This window comes from Albimonas sp. (assembly GCF_055129145.1).
In genome coordinates, this window is record NZ_JBSRTQ010000045.1 from 1 (window position 1) to 15,176 (window position 15,176).

Consider the following 15,176-nt stretch of genomic DNA (forward strand, 5'->3'; position numbering starts at 1 on the left):
ATCGCCGGCGGCCGTTTCGCATGCGGGGCCGCGGAGTGCGCGGCCGCGAGGTGCGGGGGCGCAGGGGCACGCAGGGGCAGGGGGCTCGCCTTCCGCTCCGATCCGCCGCAATCTGGGCGCCCGCATCCGATGTCCCCGGGCCCTCCGCGCCCCCTCGAGCCAGACGGAACCGACCCTGATGACCCTGACGCTCCACCACCTCGAAGCCTCGCGTTCGCAGCGCTTGGTCTGGCTGCTCGAAGAGCTCGAGGTCCCCTATGAGGTCGTGACCTACGCCCGCGACCCCAGGACGAGGCTGGCGCCGCCGGCGCTGCTGGCGGTGCACCCGATGGGGAAATCGCCGCTGCTGGTCGACGACGGCGTGACCCTCGCCGAGACCGGGGCCATCGCCGAATACCTGCTGGCGCGTCATGACGCCGGGCATCGCCTCCACCCGCGCCCCGATCACCCCGACTTCCCCCGCTACCTGGAATGGGTGCACTCGGCCGAGGGCGCGCCGTTCCTGCCGGGCCTGTTCATGGTCTATCTGGCGGGCGCGGGGCTGCTGGAGCATCCGCTCGCCGACAAGATGCGGGCCGAGGGGGCGAAGGCCGCGGCGTTCATCGAGGCGCATCTCGCCCGCCACGCCTTCTTCGCCGGCGAGACGTTCTCGGCCGCCGACTGCCTGATGGGCTTTCAGATCCGCAACGCGGTGGCGCGCAACGCGCTGGGCGAGGCTCCCGCGACCCGCGCCTGGCTCGCCCGGATGGAGGCCCGCCCGGCCTTCGCGCGGATGCTTGCGGTGGGCATCTGAGAGGACCTCCCCCGCAGTCCCGGCGCAGCGCCCGGGGGCCTCGGGGCAGGCCGCCCGACGTCAGGATCCGTCGCGCCGGACGCACGCCCCCTCCGCGACGGGGCCGTCGACGGGGTTCGGATGGGCCCCGCCCATGCGCGCCGCGGGGTCCGCGGTTGCGGCAAGACGTGTCGGTGAAAACCTCGCCGCGCGCCTTGAAAAAAGGGGTCCGAGACAGCGGCGAGAGCGGCGCCGGTCGAGGGACTCGAACCCCCGACCCCCTGATTACAAATCTCAGGTTTGGTAGTTTCGCCATGTTTCTTGCCGTGTCATGGAGCGACATATAATGCATTGAAAACAGCGAATTGAACGCCTACCTTCTCCTCCAAGGCGGCGCATGGTTTCGCGCCGCGTGTTGGACCGGTGTTGGACCGGTGTTGGACTGGAGGGCGCTATGGCCGCGCGTAAACTGAAGCTGACCCAGCGGACGGCGGATGCGGCCAAGGCCGAGGCGAGCCGCTACCACATCGTCGATACGGACCTCCCTGGCTTCCGTTTGCAGGTCACGACCACAGGCGCGAAAGCTTGGTATCTCGCCTATCGCCTCGGCGGCGGACGCGGGGCTTCGCAGCGGGAGCCGAAGATCGGCGACTTCCCCGCGATGAAGGCGGAGGCCGCGCGGCGGATCGCGGAGGAGTGGCTTGCCGAAGTCCGCAAGGGCGGCGACCCAGCCAGCGAGCGCAAAGCCCGGCGCGACGCGCCTCGCATGTCGGAGCTTTTCGACCGATATCTCGAAGAGCATGCCCGCCCGCACAAGAAGGCCTCCAGCCTTGAGAACGATGTGCGCATGATCGAGAAGCGGCTGCGCCCCGCATTCGGTAGAACGAAGATTGCCGAGGTCGCTCGCTCCGAGATCGCCGCCTTTCACAAGCGGATTTCGGCGACGCCTTATGAGGCGAACCGGGCGCTCGCCTTGCTTTCCAAAATGTTCAACCTCGCTGAGGTGTGGGGCCTTCGCCCTGATGGAACGAACCCGTGCCGCCATGTCCGCAAATATGCCGAGACGAAGCGAAAGCGCTTCCTCTCCCCCGCGGAATTGGCGCGGCTTGGCGAAGTCCTGCGGATGGCGGAGCGCGACGGGTATATTTCCCTCCTAAAAAAGGAAGGCGTGCGCGAGATTCAGGAGCGGGTGCCGGTCTCTGTCGAGGCCGTGGCGGCGATTCGCCTGTTGATCCTCACTGGCGCGCGAAAGTCCGAGATCCTCGGGCTGCGCTGGGATTGGATCGACCTCGCCAGCGGCCGAGCGAGCCTTCCGGACAGCAAGACCGGCGAGAAGTCGATCATTCTGCCGCCGCCTGCGCTGGCTGTTCTGGCGGACCTCAAGCGGTCCGACGAAAACCCCCACGTGATACGCGGCGCGAAACGTGGCGCGCATTTGGTGAACCTCAAAGACCCGTGGCTCGCCATCAGGGAAGCGGCGGGGCTGGATGATGTGCGCGTGCATGACCTTCGGCATTCCTTCGCCAGCGTAGGGGCGGCGGGTGGCGCGTCGCTGCCGATCATAGGGGCATTGTTAGGGCATTCTCAGCCGGCGACGACGGCGCGGTATGCCCATCTTTCCGATGATCCGTTGCAGGCTGCGGCGGCGACCATCGGCGAACGGATCTCGGCGGCGATGGGGGACGCGCGTGGCTCGGGCGAGATCGTCCTCTTGAAGGATTCGATCAGCTGAGGCTCTCGGAATACTCTGCGCGCGCATGTGCCGAGAGCAGACCGCGCTAGGAAGCAAGAATCAGTCTCGCAAGTTGATGCGCCTTACGTTGAGGAGGTAGGCGTGATCCATATGAAATTACTGCTGGACAAGCGAAGCCAAACGCGCGATTGAGTAATCTGGATGGTCGGAAAATAGCGCCTCGGGGTTCCCGGGGCGTTTTGCGTTTCGCCCACCCCGTGCGCGCTGGAACTCATCCGGACGCGACCAACCTCGCCAGCGCCAGAAACCTACGAGCACGAAAACTGAGCCTCCGCCGGCGACCGGCGCGGGGCCTTTTTGCGTTGGCATCTCCTCATCCCTGAGAGGTCACTTATGAATCTGCTTGTGCAACGCAAGCGGCTGCTGAGCCGTGACGAAATCGAAGCCGAATTCGGCATAACCCGGCGCTGGCTCGAACTCGCCGCCCATCGCGGCGACGGGCCGCCGATGCGCAAGATCTCACGCCGCATGGTCCGCTATGAGCGGTCCGAGTTCGAGGCGTGGCTTGGCGCGTCGCGGGTGGATTGACCGATGGTGAAAAATGTCGAAGCCCGGCGCGCGGACAGGCGCAACCGGGCCTCTGAAAAGCCTTCGCGGACGGCGCGGCTTCTCGAGAACATAACGTGCACAAGCTCAAGTGTCACCTGTGACTCGCCCCGCGATACGTGCGGGAACCGCAGCGCGGGCTGCGCCACCCGTGGCGTCGGGTTCGCCTCCGCCATGTCGGCGCAATCAACGCGCCTACCCGGGAATTTCGGGAGGGCCGAGGAATGACCCACGATGGAACCTTCCGCACCGATGCCGCGGCGGCGGCGCTTGCGCTCGCCAAGGCGGGGCTCCCAGTGTTTCCCTGCGACGGTCGACCGAAGCTGCTCGCCGAGCAACGCTACCCTGACGAGCCGCGCAAAACGCCCCTCACGGCGCATGGCTTCAAGGATGCGACCGCGAACCTGGATACCGTCGCGAGCTGGTGGCGACGCTTTCCCGAGGCGTTGCCGGGCGTCCCGATGGGGGTGGCATCGGGCCTCTTCGTTGCTGATGCCGACATAGACCGCGACACCGGCGAAACGGCAGGCGAGGCGACGCTCGCCGCGCTTGGCATAACGCCCGCGAACCACATGCATTGCGCGCCGACCCGCTCGGGCGGGTGGCATTTCATCTTTCGGTGGCGCGAGGGTCTGCCCGGAAACAGCGTGAAGGGGCTTGTTGGCGTCGATATCCGCAGCGAGGGCGGCTACGTGGTCGCCTGGGCTCCCGAGGCGTTGATCGCCGCCTACGAGGCCGCGGACCTCGAAGGGCCGCCCAGCGCCCTCCTGTTGGCGCTGGAGCGCGCGAAGGATGCGGGCAGGCGCAGCGACAAGGGTGCGCGCGGGGGCTTCAAGTTCGATCACGGTCGGGGTGATCCGTTCTTCGCCGCCGTGAAGGCCGCGGCGCTCGCCAATCTCGGCGCGTGGGTTCCGCGGATTTTTCCCGTTGCGGAGTTTCAACCTGGGACCGGAGCATGGCGCGTCTCGTCGGGCGACCTCGGCCGGGCGCTGCAAGAAGATCTGTCGTTGCATCCCGACGGCATCCGGGATTTCGGCGAGGAAGCGCCGATGACCGCAATCGACGTGGTGATGCGTTGGGGCGGCGCGGCGACGCCGCACGAAGCCGCGGAGTGGCTCTGCGAAGCGTTGGGCATCAATCCGGCGTTTCTTGGACGGGGCGCGCGTCCCAGGGCGCAGGCGGGGGTAGGCGCGGGCGATGACGACTGGCCCGAGCTTGTCCCGCTCGAAAGTGGCGACCTTCCGCGGCTTTCGCCCGACATGCTGGGCGGATGGCTCGGCGACTATGCGTCGGCGCTCGCGACCTCGACGGAAACGCCGTTCGAGTTGGCGGCCTGCCTGACCCTCGGCGCGGCGTCGGTGGCGGCGGCGCGGCGTATCCGGGTGCGCGTGAAGCCCGACTACTTCGAGCCATGCAACTTGTGGCTCCTTCCGGCGCTGGCCCCGGGAAACCGGAAGTCGGCGGTGGAGAAGGCGGCGGCCCGCCCGCTTCGCGATTGGGAGCGGGAGAAGGCCGAGGTGATGGCCAGCGAGATCGCGGTATCGGCATCCGAGCTGGAGGTCGCGAAAGGGCGCTCCAAAGAGTTGAAGGCGCAGGCCGCGAAAGCGAAGAGCGACGCCGAAGCGCGCGACCTCGCCCGGAAGGCGGCGGAGATCGAGAGCGCCGCGCCTGAGCCCCCGCGGCCGCCGCAGCTCTGGACCTCCGACGCCACGCCCGAGAACCTGGGTGTGCTTCTCGCCGCGCATGGCGAGCGCATGGCGTGGCTCTCCGCGGAAGGCGGGTTCTTCGAAATCGTCGGCGGGCGCTACTCAAAAGGCGTTCCGAACCTCGACCTCATGTTGAAGGCCCATGCCGGCGACGCCGAGCGCGTGGATCGGATCGGCCGCGCGCCAGTCTACTTGCGCGAGCCGCTGCTCACGGTCGCCATGTCGCCGCAACCGGACCTGTTGCGGGGGCTGGTGGCTAAGCCGGGTTTCCGGGGCCGGGGTCTTCTGGGGCGGTTCCTCTACTTCCTGCCGAGGTCGCCGCTCGGCTGGCGCAGTCTGGACGCGGAGCCAGCGCCCGAGCCGGCCAAGGCGGCCTATGACAGCGGGCTTCGCGCCATGCTGGATTGGCCCGAGGGGTATGATCGAAGCGGCGAGCCATGCCCGCATGTCATCTGGCTTTCGCCTGAGGCCTTCGAGGAATGGCTCGCCTTCGCCAAGCGGTTCGAGGCCCGAATGCGGCCGGGGGGCGACTTCGAGAACGCGACCGACTGGGCGGGCAAGGCCCCCGGCGCAGCGGTGCGCGTCGCCGGCGTTCTTCACGCGGCGGACCATGCGGGGGGCGCGCCCTGGATGACCGATGTTCCTCGCGAGACGATGGAACGAGCGATTGCCTTCGTCGAAGTCTCCGCCGCCCATGCGCTTGTCGCGTTCCGCCTGATGGCGGCGGATGATGGCTTGGCAGCTGCCGAGCAAGCCTGGGCTTGGATGCGCCGCCGTCACAAGCGCCGCTTCGCCGCCCGTGATCTTTGGCAAGGTCTCAAGGGTTCGGCGGCCTTCGCGACAATGGCGGATGTGTCGTTGGCGTTGGAGCGACTTGCCGAGCGTGGATACATCGCCATCGCGCAGGATGGTCGGGGCAAACCCGGGCGGCCTGCAAGCCCGACGATCACGGTTCGCCCCGACCTTTCGGCGGATTGGGATTGAGGGATTGCCAGCCCCGCTGGGCGTCCCTTGTGCGGCCCGAACGTTCTCCCCGTTTCCCCCATTTCCCCCAAATGCGCGGTCGCGTGCCATTCCGGGGGAAGCGGGGGATATGGGGGAAGGGGAGCGCGCATCGCTTTTTTTCCCGCACTACGCGCCCGCGCAAGCGCGTCATGGAGTGTTAGAATGAGCGATCTGGAGAAACGCCTCGCCCGCCTTATGTGGCGCAGCCAAGGCCGGAAGCATTGCGGGGCGAAGACCCGAACCGGAAGGCCCTGCAAGATGCGCCCGGCTAGTCTCTGGAACGACCGTTGCGGGCTGCATGGCGGGCTTTCGACCGGACCGAGATCAGTTGAGGGCCGGAAGAACATCGCAGAGGCGCAAAGGCGACGCTGGGCGCGATGGCGTGGCGAGAGGGTCTTAGACTTGGGCGCTGAAAGTCGCTTGGAAATTCAGTCGCCTGACCCGGCTCTGGCCTCCCGGAATGATTGACGTCTGGAGTGAAAACCATGCCCGCGCCCGACCCTGACGGCTTGTCGGTGGAATGCTGGGACGATGGCCGCTTTACGGTCCTCGCTGAGGTCTCAGCGTATGGCAACCGTCGCCACCGCATCGCTCGCTTGAAGTCAGTCGTTCGAAATCTTCGCTGGGGAAACTGGCCATGCATTCAATGCGGAGGACCAATCTCGCTCAGCCGTCGCTCTGATGCCCGATATTGCGGCGAGGCTTGTCGGAAACGGGCGGCGCGGGGGAGGGCTCGCAAAGTTGAGGTGAAGGGAGCGCAGGCGATTGGGCCGCTCTGGCGAGACTGTTGACACACGGCCTGTGTGGCAATGCCTTTTGTCTATGGGCGATGGCAGGACGGAAGGGGGGCTTCGATCCTCCGGCTAATTAGATCGGGGACCGGCGAGGAAACGCAATTTCCCGCGTCCACAGTTTGAGGCATGACGCGCCCATGTAACGGGGAGGGGGGCGGAGAATCTCTGGCCCGTCGAGGCCGGGACCGGCGTGGGCAGGCGAATTCCTACGCTAACACAGGTTTTGGCCTCGCCACGTGCGCATGGCGGAAGCTCGCTGGCGGAGGCGCGCAAGGCAGGGCGATACGGTCGGCCCTCAGCCGCCTCATGGAAGACCTATGCACCCACTTCAACCTCAGCCTCGGCGCTGATGCCCTTAGGCGCAGGTAGGGGTCCTTCCCCAAAGATCAGCCCAAGGGTGGTTCGGGCCTTGGGGTCGATCTAGGCGCAGAAAAGCCCCAAGGGGGTTCCGTCCGCAGGCAATTGGAACCGCGCCTTTTGAGGCGTGGTTTGATGCGCGACCGAATAGGGGAGTGCGGGGCCGACTTCGAGCGTCGTTGCTGCCGTCAGAGGACGTAGCGGCCTTCTCCCGTCATCTCGGCCATGCCCAAGCCGGCGAGCGTTTCCAGCAGCGGCGAAACGGTCGTCGCGCGACCTCTGAGGAAGGTGCGGGCCACGGCTTCGGCGTCGGCCTCGCCCAATGTCTCCAGCGCCTCGCGAACCGCGGCGATCTGGGCGGGCAGGGTCTTGGGCCATGCGGCCTTGCCGGTCTCGGACTTTGCGGCGATTGCGAGCGTTCCGGACTTGGCCTCGGCCGCGCGACCGTCGGGGTTCTGGTAGTCGGGGCGGAGCCAGCGGACATGGCCCTGCGCCTCCTCTTCGGCCCGCTCGCGATTGAGGGCGACGAGATTTTGAAGGAGGTCGCTCTCGGGCAGATCGACCGGCCAGCCATAGGCCTCGGCCACGGCGGCGTCGATCCGGTCGTGAATGTCGCGCAGCAGGCCCACGAGGCCGTCGTCATAGATCTGCTTGTCCTTGCCCTCGATTTTTTCGCCGGTCCGGAGCTTTTCGAGGATGTTATACATTTGGGTCAACGTCAGCTTGGGATGCTGGGCCTGGCGGTCCTTGCGGTGGGCGTCGAGTTCTTCTCCGAGGGCGCGGAGGGTGCTCCGCCGGGCTGGAGTGAGGGCCGGGAAGGGGAACGGGTCAAAGCAACGAGGGTTATTATAAACCGGATCATTCCCAACGCCTTGTCGACCACCCATAGCATCTGACCAAGTCGTGTGGAAGCGTCCACTCAAAATGGCAAGATGTTCAGCTGTCGAAAGCGCCACCACTCTAAGCTTTTGGTCCGGGAGCACGTCGCTCTCTACGAACGAGAAGCATCTATGCTTGGAAGTTTCAGTTGTCGCAATGAAGCGATCCAAGCCTGACAATGCAATTCGCATCTCAGGACGAGTTTTTGCGAACAGCCACCATTCCTTCGCATATTTCTCATAGTCTTTTGACTGCGAAGCTTTTGCGTCCCGTTTTACTTTTACAGTGTCGCTCAAATGCTGAAATCCGTCCGGAAAGTGAATTCGCACCTCACTTTGTGTCAGGCCAGTGAAGTCAATCACTCTCCGATGCGTAACTCCTGAAACAAGTTCGCTTCCATTCATATAGCGAGGCAGACGCCCTGCGTTTACTAGTGCGCTCCAGCGACTTGATTGCTGATTTCTCACAACGAAGCCTTCGCCAACGCGAATGACGCCCATAAAAGCAAGATTCTCATTTCCTCGTAGCCCAGTCGCAGTTTGCAAGTCCGCGCCAGTGCGAAGATTTGAGAAGACAACACCTGCATCAGATTGAAAATCGACTTGGCGTCCCTCTGCCTCATGCGTTGCCCGATTTTCCGAGGCGAGGTTGAGCAGCAGCCCGCGGCGTTTGCCAGCCGCACCAACGGTCATCGCGATGCGCACCGCAGCTCCATCCACCGTGTCGACCCAAGGGTGATCCGGAATGGCGAAGATTATTGAAAGCGGCCGCTTTCCGTCGTTCAGATGCGGCTCCAGAACCCGCCGATTGAAGGCCTGCCGTAGGCTATTTGTGGTGATGAGCCCGAACCGACGCAAACCCTTACCCCCCTCGTAGGCGCGGGCCTTCAGCGCGGCTTTCTCCCACCAGAACATTACTAGATCGGCGCTTTGCGGCATCTTGGGATAGGCGCGCCATAACGCCTCCACATAGCCGTCGCCGAGCGCCTCGCGCATCCGCTTATTTCCGATGAAGGGCGGGTTGCCGACGATGAAAGTCGCTTCGGGCCAAGCGGCGGGGAGCGGGTCGGCGTAATCGAAAATCTGCGCGCGCGCCGAGGGGTCGGGGACCTCCTCCCCGGTCGCGGGATGGCGCATTGTGGTCACGCCGTCCCAGCGGGTGACGGGGGCGCCGGTCTCGTCCATGCGCGGCGTGCGGCCGGTCCAGGTCAGCACCGCGTCGCGATGCTCGATATTGCGAAAATCGCGCAGGATCGGCTCGGACGGCGCGGCCTTGCCGTGGGTCCGGTAGTGCCATTGGAGGTAGCCGATCCACAGGACAAGCTCGGCCACGTTCGCCGCCCACGGATTCAGCTCGATCCCGAGAAACTGGTGCGGGTCGACGGTATGCCCGGCGAGGTCGAGGCTCGCCTGCGTCTCGCCCAGCTCCTCCAGCGTGGCGACGACCTCGCCTTCGAGGCGCTTCATCAGCTCCAGCGCGACATACAGAAAGTTGCCCGAACCGCATGCGGGGTCCAGAACCGTGATCTTGCAAAGCTTGCGGTGAAAGTCGCGAACGGCGTCCAGCGCCTCCTTGTTCTTGCCTTGGCTCCGCAGGAGATCGGCCGCGGCCTGCACGTCGCGCCAGTCGGAGCGGAGCGGCTGTATGATGGTCGGCATCACCAACCGCTCGACATAGGCGCGGGGCGTGTAGTGCGCGCCGAGCTTGTGACGGCTCTTGCGGTCGAGCGCGCGCTCCAGCAGCGTTCCGAAAATCGCGGGTTCGACTTGCTTCCAATCGGCGTCGGCGGCCTCGATCAGAAGACCTAGCTGCAAGGCCGTCAGAGGCAGGGCCTTCGCGTCGCGGAAAAGCCCGCCGTTGAAGCGCAGGAGGCGCGCCATCAGAACGGGGGAGTTGCCGCCCGTGTTCATCGTCTCCCATAGCGATTGCAGGACGGGCTCGGCCATTTCGGGGCGGCCGCGCAGCTCGCGCAGCTTGTCGCGGAAGGAGTCCTTCGGAAGCAGCTCGACGTCTTCGGCGAACATCGTGAAGAGGCATCGCATCAGGAAGCGCGCGACCGTTTCCCCGTCATGGCCCTGGCCCTCGAAGCTTTTGCCAAGTTCGGCGAGATGGGCGGCGATATCGCGCGTGACCTCGGCCGCGCGGCGAGACGGGTCCAGCGAGACGGGATCTTCCCAGATTGTGCGGAGCCGGTCGCGCACGGCCTTGTCGCGTAGATCTTCGAGCGTGATGCGGTAGCGGTTGCCGTCCGGAAACTGGGTGTAGCCCTGACCCTGACCCGAGAAATCGGCGTGAACCTCGATCATGTTGCCGACGTCGACGATCAGCAGGAACGGGGGCCAGCCGTCTTCCTTCGAGACGGCGCGTGCATAGCCGTCCGCTTGGTTGCGTGCTCGAAGCAGGGTGTCCTCGAAAGCGCGCGTTCCACGGCGGCCATGTCCGGTTCGGTTGGCCGCGGTGCTGTCGGGGAGGAGGTCCAGTTGCTCCGCCTCGGCTTTGGGGCCTGCGCCTTGCTTGGCTTCCATGATGAAGCAGCGACGGCGATAGAGGTCTATCCGCCTTTTGCGACGGTCGCCGGTATGCGTTTCCGTCACCGGGCGTTCGAAGCGATAGTCGTCTGTTTGGCCGTCGCTTTGGGCCGGCTTAGGCGGGGCGACGCCGATCAGGGCGCAAAGTTCATTCGCGAATGTCTGGAAATTGGCGATCTCGCTGCCGCCCGAGGCGCGCCAGCGGGAAATGAAGTCCTCGATCTGCAATGCGTTGTTCTCCCTGTTAGGGGGACGTTGCATGCGACGGCGGCTTGCCACAATGGCTTTTCCGACTTGCTCGATATGCGAGCGGACAGAGCGATGCTCTTGCGCACCCGATTAGGCGGATGCCGCGACCCGCCGGTGAAGGCGAGATCGGTAGTGGTGTTGGACCGGTGTTGGACGGCTAGCCGTCCGGGTTTTCGATAGCCCTATAAGCTATTGAAATTATGGCGCCGGTCGAGGGACTCGAACCCCCGACCCCCTGATTACAAATCAGGTGCTCTACCAGCTGAGCTAGACCGGCTCTCCGCCGGCCATGGCTAGCGGCTCGGGATCGCGCGGGCAAGACTTCCGCGCGCGAAGCGGCCCCGCGACGGAGTCGCGGGGCCGGGTGGCTCGAATGCCGATCAGGCCGAAGCCCGGATCAGGCCGCGACGCGCGACCGGCGACGGGCGCGCAGCCCGGCCAGCGAGGCCACGCCCATGCCCAGCAGACCCAGGGCCGCGGGAACCGGCACCGCGGACGCCGACACCGCCGACAAGGCCTGGTCGGGGTAGTTGGAGAAGAACCCGTCCATGCCGTAGCCGATGTAGTCCGCGAACTGGTCGGCCGCGGCGGCGTCGTCGGCGTTCCCGAAGGTCCAGCCCACCACGCTCAGACCCAGGCCATGCGCCTCTTCGATGAAGTCGATCCAGGCCGCGTCGCCCGACAAGCCCGGCGAGCTGATGTAGACGCCCAGCCCGTCGATCCCCTGCGAGACCAGCGTCGCCAGATCCGTGGCCCCGTCGGTGCCGTACCAGGCCCCGCCGGCGAGCACGTAGCCGAGCGAGACCAGGTCGATGTCGGCCGAGGCCTCGTCGAGCAGCGTGTCGATCTCGGTCAGGGCGGCGACCGAGAAGCTCTGGATGTAGACATGGTCGTCGGCGGTCGAGCTGAAGCCCTTCGAGACCAGCTGGGCGACGATCTTGGCGTTCAGCTCGGAGCTGGCGGCCTTGGCCTCCGGGTAGACGCCGATCGAGGTCCCGTTGTCGGCGTTCCACTGGTTGGCGAAGTCGAGCACCTCGTCCAGCGTCGGCACGGTGGAGCCGGTCGCGTAGGCGGAGGTGAAGCCCGGATAGGTCTTGTTGGGCACGATGTCGACGGTCAGCTGCTTGATCTCGGCGAGCGTGTAGTCCGACACGTTGTAGCCGCCGTTGCGCATGCCGAGCACGGCTTCGACATTGGTGGTGCGGTTCAGGGTGGCGTCGTGGATCGCGACCAGCACGCCGTCCTTGGTGATCTGCACGTCGGGCTCGATGTAGTCGACGCCCATCGAGGCGGCGAGCTCATAGGCCTCGATGGTGTGCTCGGGCAGGTAGCCCGAGGCGCCGCGATGGGCGATGACGATGGGCGCTTCGCCGGTCAGCGTGGGGTAGTCGAGGCCGAGCGCCTGGGCGCCCTGGGGCAGCGCCAGCAGCAGGGCGGGGGCGAGGGCGAGGGCCGGGGCGGCGAGCCGGAAGGAGGGACGCATGGGAAAGCTCCAGTGATGAGGTTGGGCCTGCCTGAGGCGCGGCCGACGGCATTCCTCTCCGCGATCCTGAGTGGAATCGTAAGTTAAGTTTTTGTTTCAGTTCAGTGACTTGTCGGATGTGCGCGCAAATGTGAACGGACCGGAGACGCGTCGCCCTCGCCCAAGGCTTGCGCGGCGCTGCGTCAGTCGCGCGGCCGGGGACGCGCGCGGCGTCACCTGTATGAACGGGAGGGGCCTCGTGGATCGCGCCGCCCGCGGGCCGGTCGGCTGAACGGGCGGGGGCCGCGATGCGTTGACGGCCCGCCCGCCCCCCGGTAAGCGCAGGACGCAGAATGGGAGGGTCCGATGACTGCACCGCGCTCGTTTCAGGAGATCATCCTGCGGCTCCAGACCTACTGGGCCGCGCGGGGCTGCGCCGTGCTGCAGCCCTATGACATGGAGGTGGGCGCCGGGACCTTCCACCCGGCGACCACGCTGCGCAGCCTGGGCGTCCGCCCCTGGGCCGCGGCCTATGTCCAGCCCTCGCGCCGGCCGACCGACGGGCGCTACGGCGACAATCCCAACCGGCTTCAGCACTATTACCAGTTCCAGGTGCTGATCAAGCCGAGCCCGCCCGACCTGCAGGCGCTGTATCTCGGCAGCCTCGAGGCCATCGGCATCGACATGACGCTCCATGACATCCGGTTCGTCGAGGACGACTGGGAGAGCCCGACGCTGGGCGCCTGGGGCCTCGGCTGGGAGGTGTGGTGCGACGGGATGGAGGTGAGCCAGTTCACCTATTTCCAGCAGGTCGGCGGGCATGACTGCCACCCGGTCTCGGGCGAGCTGACCTATGGGCTGGAACGGCTGGCGATGTATGTGCTCGATATCGATCACGTCATGGACATGCCCTACAACGACCCCGACGCGCTGATCGCGCTGAAATACGGCGACGTGTTCCGCCAGACCGAGCGGGAATATTCGCGCTTCAACTTCGACGTGGCCGACACCGCCGTCCTGCTCCGCCATTTCGAAGAGGCGGAGGCGGAATGCGCCGCGATCCTCGCCCAGCCGCGGCTCGACCCCAAGACCGGGCGCGACATCCCGATGGCGCATCCGGCCTATGACCAGTGCATCAAGGCGTCGCACATCTTCAACCTGCTCGACGCGCGGGGCGTGATCTCGCCGACCGAGCGGCAGGCCTATATCGGCCGGGTCCGCACGCTCGCCAAGGCCTGCGCCGACTGCTTCGCGACCACGGAGGCCGCAGGCGCGTCGCCCCAGCCGGCGGAGGCCTAGCCCATGCGCCCCCGCCCCCTGATCCTCGCCTTTCTCGGCTTCTGCATCACCTTCGGCATGGCGTTGTGGTGGTTCCAGACCCGCGCCTTCTACGTGCATGAGGACGGGCTGACCGAGATCGCCGTCCAGGGCTCGACCCTGCCGGTGACGGACTACGTGGGCATCGACGCCATGACCTCGCCGCTGAAGCTGCGCGCCTGCTTCCGCATCGCCGACGGGGTGGCGCCGGATGCGCTGCAGCATGTGCCCGCGGCCGACGAGGCGACGCCGCTCGTCGCCCCCGACTGGTTCGACTGCTTCGACGCCTCGGCCATCGCCGAGGGCATCGCCGCCGGCCCGATCCGCGCGGTGATCGCCGAGCGCAACCAGCCCTACGGCTTCGACCGCATCGTGGCGGCGGACCCGGCCGGGCGCGGCTGGATGTGGCGCCAGATCAACGCCTGCGGGCAGGCGAAATTCGACGGCCAGCCGCTGCCGGCGGATTGCCCGCCGCCGCCCGCGGACTGAACGCCATGCGCCGGCCCCGCCAGAGCGTTCGCCCGGCCCCTCGCCCGCGCATCGCGCGGGTGCGTGCGCCCGGCCTGCGCGTCGCGGGGCGCCGGCGATGACCGCGGGCCTGTCCGAATATCATGTGGCCGACCACCTGGCGCTGACGCTCGGGCTGGTGGTCTATCTGCTCGGCGCCTATCTCACCCGCCGCGTCCGGCTGCTGCGCGACTGGAACATCCCCGAGCCGGTGACCGGCGGGCTCGTCGCCTCGCTGGCGGTGCTGGCGCTGCACGAGGCCAGGGGGCTGGAGATCAGCTTCGAGCTGACTTCGCGCGACGCGCTGCTGGTGCTGTTCTTCGCGGCCATCGGGCTCAACGCCCGGCTTTCGGACCTGCTGGCGGGGGGGCGGCCGCTCGCCATCCTGCTGGCGCTGACGCTGGGCTTCATCGTGGCGCAGGATCTGGTGGGGCTCGCCACCGCGGCGGCGTTCGGGGCGCCGCTGGGGGCGGCGGTGCTGCTCGGCTCCGCCGCGCTGATCGGCGGCCACGGCACCGCCATCGCCTGGGCGCCCGAGATCGCCGCGGCGCAGGGCCTGCCCGGGGCGATGGAGCTCGGCGTCGCCATGGCCACCCTCGGTCTCGTCGCCGCGGCGCTGCTGGGCGGGCCGGTGGCGCGTCTGCTGATCGAGCGTCGGCATCTGACGCCCGACCACCCGACCGAGGAACTCTCCGTCGGCCTCGCCTATGACGAGGAACGCACCGAGACCATCTCCCACCAGGGGTTCATGCGCGCGATGCTGGCGCTCAACATCTCGGTGGCGCTCGGCTTCGCCGCCTCCGAGGCCATCGCCGGGACCGGGTTCCGCCTGCCGCTCTTCGTGCCCTGCCTGATGATGGGGATCGTGGTCGGCAACCTCTACGCCGCGCTCTTCCCCCGGGCGGCGGAGATCCGGCGGACGCCGGAGCTGAACCTGATCTCCGACTATGCGCTGAGCGTGTTTCTTGCGATGTCGCTGATGAGCCTGCAATTGTGGACGCTCGCCTCGATGGGCTGGATGCTGGTCGCGGCGATCGCGGTGCAGACCGCGATGACCGCCGCCTATGTGATCTGGGTCCTCTTCCCGGCGATGGGGGGCGGCTACCGCGCGGCGGTGCTCGCCTCCGGCTTCGCCGGCTTCGCGCTGGGGGCGACGCCGACCGCCATCGCCAACATGACCGCGGTGACCAAGCGCTACGGGCCGTCCCCCATGGCCTTCGTGGTGCTGCCGCTGGTCTCCGCCTTCTTCGTCGACGTCGCCAACGCCTTCGCCATCCGCCTCTTCCTGACGCTCTAGGATC

General features: G+C 66.8%; 10 protein-coding genes and 1 tRNA gene. 8 read left to right on the forward strand and 3 right to left on the reverse strand.

The features are described 5' to 3' along the window. Positions 1 to 178 precede the first annotated feature (178 nt). The 5 genes from ACTB72_RS09360 to ACTB72_RS09380 all read left to right on the forward strand — a co-directional run bounded on the left by ACTB72_RS09360 (position 179) and on the right by ACTB72_RS09380 (position 6,250). Positions 179 to 793 carry a glutathione S-transferase family protein gene (locus ACTB72_RS09360; protein ID WP_463036723.1) on the forward strand — a complete coding sequence of 205 codons (615 nt, stop codon included), beginning with the start codon at positions 179 to 181 and terminating at the stop codon, positions 791 to 793. Between the two features lie 433 nt (positions 794 to 1,226). Continuing rightward, positions 1,227 to 2,504 (forward strand): tyrosine-type recombinase/integrase, encoded by a 1,278-nt coding sequence (locus ACTB72_RS09365; protein ID WP_463036724.1) that lies wholly within the window; start codon positions 1,227 to 1,229, stop codon positions 2,502 to 2,504. A 354-nt stretch (positions 2,505 to 2,858) separates the two neighbouring features. Continuing rightward, complete coding sequence (locus tag ACTB72_RS09370) at positions 2,859 to 3,053, forward strand: helix-turn-helix transcriptional regulator (protein ID WP_463036725.1); 195 nt, start codon at positions 2,859 to 2,861, stop codon at positions 3,051 to 3,053. Positions 3,054 to 3,295: 242 nt separating this feature from the next. After that, positions 3,296 to 5,761 carry a DUF3987 domain-containing protein gene (locus ACTB72_RS09375; RefSeq protein ID WP_463036726.1) on the forward strand — a complete coding sequence of 822 codons (2,466 nt, stop codon included), beginning with the start codon at positions 3,296 to 3,298 and terminating at the stop codon, positions 5,759 to 5,761. Between the two features lie 216 nt (positions 5,762 to 5,977). Then, the gene (locus ACTB72_RS09380) at positions 5,978 to 6,250 is read left to right on the forward strand and encodes an HGGxSTG domain-containing protein (protein ID WP_463036741.1); all 273 of its coding nucleotides are present in this window, start codon (positions 5,978 to 5,980) and stop codon (positions 6,248 to 6,250) included. 871 nt (positions 6,251 to 7,121) lie between these two features. On the opposite strand, the gene ACTB72_RS09385 is transcribed toward ACTB72_RS09380, so the two are convergent. The 3 genes from ACTB72_RS09385 to ACTB72_RS09395 all read right to left on the reverse strand — a co-directional run bounded on the left by ACTB72_RS09385 (position 7,122) and on the right by ACTB72_RS09395 (position 12,072). Then, positions 7,122 to 10,568 (reverse strand): class I SAM-dependent DNA methyltransferase, encoded by a 3,447-nt coding sequence (locus ACTB72_RS09385; RefSeq protein ID WP_463036727.1) that lies wholly within the window; start codon positions 10,566 to 10,568, stop codon positions 7,122 to 7,124. Between the two features lie 222 nt (positions 10,569 to 10,790). Continuing rightward, a tRNA-Thr gene (locus ACTB72_RS09390) sits at positions 10,791 to 10,866 on the reverse strand. A 120-nt stretch (positions 10,867 to 10,986) separates the two neighbouring features. Beyond that, entirely contained in the window at positions 10,987 to 12,072 is a 1,086-nt protein-coding gene (locus tag ACTB72_RS09395; RefSeq protein ID WP_463036728.1) for a glycerophosphodiester phosphodiesterase family protein, read from the reverse strand. Between the two features lie 345 nt (positions 12,073 to 12,417). Between ACTB72_RS09395 and ACTB72_RS09400 the strand changes: the two genes are divergently transcribed. The 3 genes from ACTB72_RS09400 (at position 12,418) to gltS (ending at position 15,172) form a co-directional block, all read left to right on the forward strand. Continuing rightward, positions 12,418 to 13,350 (forward strand): glycine--tRNA ligase subunit alpha, encoded by a 933-nt coding sequence (locus ACTB72_RS09400; RefSeq protein WP_463036729.1) that lies wholly within the window; start codon positions 12,418 to 12,420, stop codon positions 13,348 to 13,350. A 3-nt stretch (positions 13,351 to 13,353) separates the two neighbouring features. Next, the gene (locus ACTB72_RS09405; RefSeq protein ID WP_463036730.1) at positions 13,354 to 13,857 is read left to right on the forward strand and encodes a DUF6446 family protein; all 504 of its coding nucleotides are present in this window, start codon (positions 13,354 to 13,356) and stop codon (positions 13,855 to 13,857) included. A 97-nt stretch (positions 13,858 to 13,954) separates the two neighbouring features. After that, positions 13,955 to 15,172 carry a sodium/glutamate symporter gene (gltS, locus tag ACTB72_RS09410; RefSeq protein WP_463036731.1) on the forward strand — a complete coding sequence of 406 codons (1,218 nt, stop codon included), beginning with the start codon at positions 13,955 to 13,957 and terminating at the stop codon, positions 15,170 to 15,172. Positions 15,173 to 15,176 lie beyond the last annotated feature (4 nt).

Excerpts from the sequence above, each read along its gene's own strand:
- ACTB72_RS09380 (WP_463036741.1), top strand. The coding sequence starts at position 5,978 with ATGTGGCGCAGCCAAGGCCGGAAGCATTGCGGGGCGAAGACCCGAACC.
- ACTB72_RS09405 (WP_463036730.1), top strand. The coding sequence starts at position 13,354 with ATGCGCCCCCGCCCCCTGATCCTCGCCTTTCTCGGCTTCTGCATCACC.
- ACTB72_RS09400 (WP_463036729.1), top strand. The coding sequence starts at position 12,418 with ATGACTGCACCGCGCTCGTTTCAGGAGATCATCCTGCGGCTCCAGACC.
- ACTB72_RS09375 (WP_463036726.1), top strand. The coding sequence starts at position 3,296 with ATGACCCACGATGGAACCTTCCGCACCGATGCCGCGGCGGCGGCGCTT.
- gltS (WP_463036731.1), top strand. The coding sequence starts at position 13,955 with ATGACCGCGGGCCTGTCCGAATATCATGTGGCCGACCACCTGGCGCTG.
- ACTB72_RS09365 (WP_463036724.1), top strand. The coding sequence starts at position 1,227 with ATGGCCGCGCGTAAACTGAAGCTGACCCAGCGGACGGCGGATGCGGCC.
- ACTB72_RS09360 (WP_463036723.1), top strand. The coding sequence starts at position 179 with ATGACCCTGACGCTCCACCACCTCGAAGCCTCGCGTTCGCAGCGCTTG.
- ACTB72_RS09395 (WP_463036728.1), bottom strand. The coding sequence starts at position 12,072 with ATGCGTCCCTCCTTCCGGCTCGCCGCCCCGGCCCTCGCCCTCGCCCCC.
- ACTB72_RS09370 (WP_463036725.1), top strand. The coding sequence starts at position 2,859 with ATGAATCTGCTTGTGCAACGCAAGCGGCTGCTGAGCCGTGACGAAATC.